This is a genomic window from Atribacter sp. (assembly GCF_035418125.1).
Lineage (GTDB): Bacteria > Atribacterota > Atribacteria > Atribacterales > Atribacteraceae > Atribacter > Atribacter allofermentans.
On sequence record NZ_DAOLQM010000189.1, the window covers coordinates 1 to 4,361 of the forward strand.

Consider the following 4,361-nt stretch of genomic DNA (forward strand, 5'->3'; position numbering starts at 1 on the left):
ACGTCGCACAAGACGCTCCTCAGAATGACGGAGTGGGGAATGGGATTCTCACGTTGCTTTGCTCCTCGCAAGGACGATTTTATATAGGTATTTTAATCTTCAACTGATGCTACAAAGCGGCATGATGCCCTATTCATTAAATAGCAGTGTATAAAAGATGAAGTGTTAGTTAGGTTTAAAGAAGTAGAATTCATTGGTTGTCAACCCTTCTTAAAATACTTATAGGAGTCAATAAAGAAGGGTTGACAATATTCATTATTTCTTTTACGAATCTTGATGCTTCAAGTCTCCGGCTGCTTTAGCTCGAATCCGGGTGGCGTTCCCGGGAAGATAAGCCAGGGGGACATCTTCAATTTCGACAATATGAACTGTAGCAGGATCAGCACCAGCTTTAACGGCTTCCTCGGTAGCAATGGCTTTAGCCTGATGAAGTGCCTGTTCCCGTGTCATCTCGCTTAAAGAAAAAACTCGCTCAACCTGACCACTAACCTGAGCAATAGCAGCTCCAATTGCATTGGCTACCTCATAATTATCCGGTCGGAGGATTTCGGAAATACCCTCGAGTTGATCTCCAACTAAAATACCCCCTCCTCCAACCAAAATTAGCGGCATTGGGTCAGAAGAGAGTTTCATCTTATCAACAGCTTCATTGAATATATTGCCAATGATCCCCAATACGTGCTGGACAAATCCTTCATCCAGATGACTCACTCGAGATGAATCACCAATCGAAGCCATCCCAGCTCGGACGGCTATATCGGTGGTAGTAAGGGTCTTTCCACCAAATACCAAAGCCTCCTCAGTGATAAGATATCCAACGCTTTCTGGACCTACTTTTATTTTCCCATTGTGTTCGGTTACAATTGTTCCGCCTCCCAAACCAAGGGAAATTAGATCGGGCATCCGGAAATTGGTTCGAACACCTCCAATTTCTTCAGCAACCGATGACTCGCGTGGGAAACCTTTGTTAATGACTCCCACATCACTGGTTGTACCACCAATATCTAATACAATAGCTTCATCAACACCACTTAAATATGAAGCGCCCCGAATGCTATTGGTAGGACCACAAGCCACGGTTAAAATTGGATAATTCATGGCATAATCTATCGACATGAGTGTTCCATCGTTTTGACAGAAATAAATAGCGGCTTTTTGGATTCCCTCTTGTTGAAGCCCTTTGATAAAAGCTTGAGCAGTCGTTTTGGCAACATGATGGAGAGCAGCGTTGAGGATAGTGGCATTTTCCCTTTCCAGAAGACCAATGGAACCAATTTCATGGGAGAGTGAGAGGGGAATATCTCCTAATTTTTCCCGAATCATTTCGGCAACTTTCATCTCATGGGCTGATGAAATAGGGGAGAAGACTGAAGTAATGGCTATTGCATCAACTTTCCCTTTTAGTTCAGAGATACAGGCCATAATTTCACTCTCATCAAGATGAGAAATTTCTCGTCCGTCGAATTCATGGCCACCCTGGATAATGTAATGATTTTCTCCAACCGCCGAAACCAAGTCCTCCGGCCAATCTACCATGGGAACCACTGCCATGGTTGCCGGTTTGGCAATTCGAATAACTCCCACCCGGCAAAGTCGCTTTCTTTCAACAATGGCATTGGTGCAGTGAGTGGTTCCCAACATGGCAAAGCGTATTTTATTTCGATCTACATGAGAACTTTCAAGAATCTGATGTACCGCATTCAAAATCCCGGAAGTTACATCAGCAGTGGAAGGGGTTTTTGTCTTGCTCATTAATTCATTGTTTTGGTCGATGAGCACAGCATCGGTATTGGTGCCCCCGACATCGATTCCAATACGGTAAATCATTGATGGTTTCCTCCTTCGCTGATGAGTTTTTCAACCGGTATATAATCGACATCATATCCAAAATAGCGGGGTCCTACAGTTTCAATCCCCTTTGGTGTCCGCCACTTTGGATCGCAGGGAATACTCAATACCAAAACCCGATGACCATAACGAATAGCTTCGGTGGTGACCGGAATAGCGCTATCCAAGTTAACAATACAGATTAAATCGGGAACCGATGCGATAATTTTCTCATCACGAATGGCTATTAAGTTCTCGTTCTGAAATTGGACTTTAAGGTTTTTCCCTCGATAGTCTTCGATACCCTCAATTTGAGCTTCACCTCGCACAAAGCCTCCTTCAGTGCGACGTAAAACGTCAATCACTTTTCCCTTGAAAAGCTCAAAACCTCCAGTTACCTCTAAAAGATTCTTAATGGGATTTTTACCCTTTTTTCGAGCAGTAAGGATCGATTCCCCAATTTTAGCTGAAAGCGAAAGAGTATTTCGAATACAAGCTTCCTTAAGGACCTTGCCTGGCATTTGATAGATACTGAGCATGACCGATCCACCCATGGTGACACATATATTTCGAGCCAAAGTCTCTGTCCAAAAATTATTAATACTTTCCATGATTACAGTATTTCCCTTTTCATCAGCAATAATCATGGGCGTTGCTGAAACATCCCAAAGATGGAAGGAAGTCATTTGCAACTCAGGAAAAGCCCGTCCCATTCCATCGCAATCTAAAAGTGGAATTCCAGTTCTCGCTGCAACCGATATCGGAATCATTGAATTGACTCCACCGGCTTCAATGGGAAGAGTGGCATAAATATCCTTTCCGGCATATTTCTTGATCCCGTTAAAAGCTCGGAGAATTTCTTCACCATTAGCCAGTTTCTCAATGAGAACCGTTGGTGCGCCCATCATGGCAGTTGGAACAATACTGGCATCGTCGGGCACTTCGTCAGGATCAATGAGTTGAACTGGACCGTTCTGTTTTATCGCCTGAATAGCCATTAATTTCCCAAGATGAGGGTCTCCACCACCACCGGTTCCCAGAAGAGCAGCCCCGAGAGCGATATATTCTACATCTTGAAGATCAATAAATTTCATTTTTTACCTCCATGCAGTTTTCAAGCTTTCTTTTTGGATGGAACCGGTTGAGGTTGCTTAACAACTGAAATCAATACCAGATAAACAACAAAGGAGACAATTATGGCATTGATTGGAGCAATACCAATCTTAAGATAAATACCCACCAGTGCTCCAATAAGCCAGGATAGTATCCCCACCCAATTGGCTCCCGGATATCTAAACCACTTGGAGGGATCTCCTTTCTTTTTTACCCAGTAATCGGCAATCATAACCCCAGCAACTGGTGGTATGGTAGAAGTTAAAATGGTTAGAAAATTTAAAAAGTAGTTCATAATTCCAGCAACAGCCAGCACAGTTCCTAAAATACCTGCCACAGCAGTAGCCAAGGCCCGTTTTGAATCAGGCAGTTGAAATAAGTTGGTAAGAGCTATTCCAGCCGAGTAAGCGTTGATGGTATTGGTCGTCCAGGTTGCCAAAATAAGAATAATCAAACCCAAAACTGGGGCTCCTAAGGCTGACATAACCTGAGTAATATCATAAGTACCAGCTAAGAGCGCCATCACCGAACCCATAAAAAGCATTGCAACTCCGGCTGGCCAGACTCCCCATACCGATGAGAGAACTGCTTCTCGGCGGTTTCGAGCGTAACGAGAAAAATCACCAGCAATAACACCACCTACAGCAAAGGTACCAACTGCCAGTGCTATTCCTTGAACGAAAGGGAAGGGAGTAGGAGGTTGATACGAAGATAGAATTGAAGAGCCATATTTAACAAATGATGAATACGTTCCATATATACTCAGAATAATCAAAGCTGGAACAGCAATATAGTTCAAATATTTTACTGCATTAAACCCTATAATCGCAGTACTGAGCATGATTAATCCCCAAATTAATGATGAAATCCAAACTGGAAAATTCACACCCAACCAAGTATTCAATACACTGCTAAAAGCCGCACCACAAACGTTTGCTTGTACACCAAACCAGCCTAAGGTTGAAATCCCTAAGATTAAAGAAATCAATATCCGAGACCCGCTAAAACCAAATGATGGGACAGCAGCGCTGACCGTTGGTCTTCCTAAATCGGCTGCTTGCATTCCCTGGAAACTCATATAAATAACCACAATGGTATAGCCAATAATGCCGGCAAGCAGAGCATGAAATAAATCCAAACCGGTTATTAAAGCTCCTCCCATCATCAAAGCTGGAACACAAATCATTGTACCAATCCATATAAGAGCAATACTTGGCCAACTTTGACGACTTTCCTTTGGAACAGCTTCTAACGCATACTTTTCAAAAACATCTTCGCTTTTCTTTGTACTCATGTTCTCATCCCCCTTAAAATATTGGTTGTTGTATTCGAAAGTTATTACAAATTTAAAAATACTTATAAAATTTTAATTTTCATAAATATGCTAGAAAAAGCTTTAATTATGAACCAAGTCGCTCCCA

General features: G+C 42.5%; 3 protein-coding genes. All 3 read right to left on the reverse strand.

What is annotated here, in order from left to right:
- Window positions 1–264: 264 nt before the first annotated feature.
- Genes PLK24_RS08865 through PLK24_RS08875 form a run of 3 tightly spaced genes read right to left on the reverse strand, consistent with a single transcriptional unit; the run spans window position 265 to window position 4,234 of the window.
- A complete protein-coding gene (locus tag PLK24_RS08865; protein ID WP_324478304.1) occupies window positions 265–1,827 on the reverse strand; it encodes a hydantoinase/oxoprolinase N-terminal domain-containing protein in 1,563 nt (520 codons plus the stop codon).
- Window positions 1,824–2,921: an S-methyl thiohydantoin desulfurase family protein gene (locus PLK24_RS08870; RefSeq protein WP_324478306.1), complete on the reverse strand. Its 1,098-nt coding sequence runs from the start codon at window positions 2,919–2,921 to the stop codon at window positions 1,824–1,826. Before PLK24_RS08870 ends, PLK24_RS08865 begins: the two co-directional genes overlap by 4 nt.
- Before the next feature lie 20 nt (window positions 2,922–2,941).
- Window positions 2,942–4,234, reverse strand: coding sequence for a cytosine permease (locus tag PLK24_RS08875; RefSeq protein WP_324478308.1), 1,293 nt, complete (start codon window positions 4,232–4,234; stop codon window positions 2,942–2,944).
- Window positions 4,235–4,361: the final 127 nt, after the last annotated feature.

What these genes read in the sequence shown, in the direction of transcription:
- PLK24_RS08870 (WP_324478306.1), bottom strand. Translation starts at nt 2,921, where the DNA reads ATGAAATTTATTGATCTTCAAGATGTAGAATATATCGCTCTCGGGGCT.
- PLK24_RS08865 (WP_324478304.1), bottom strand. Translation starts at nt 1,827, where the DNA reads ATGATTTACCGTATTGGAATCGATGTCGGGGGCACCAATACCGATGCT.
- PLK24_RS08875 (WP_324478308.1), bottom strand. Translation starts at nt 4,234, where the DNA reads ATGAGTACAAAGAAAAGCGAAGATGTTTTTGAAAAGTATGCGTTAGAA.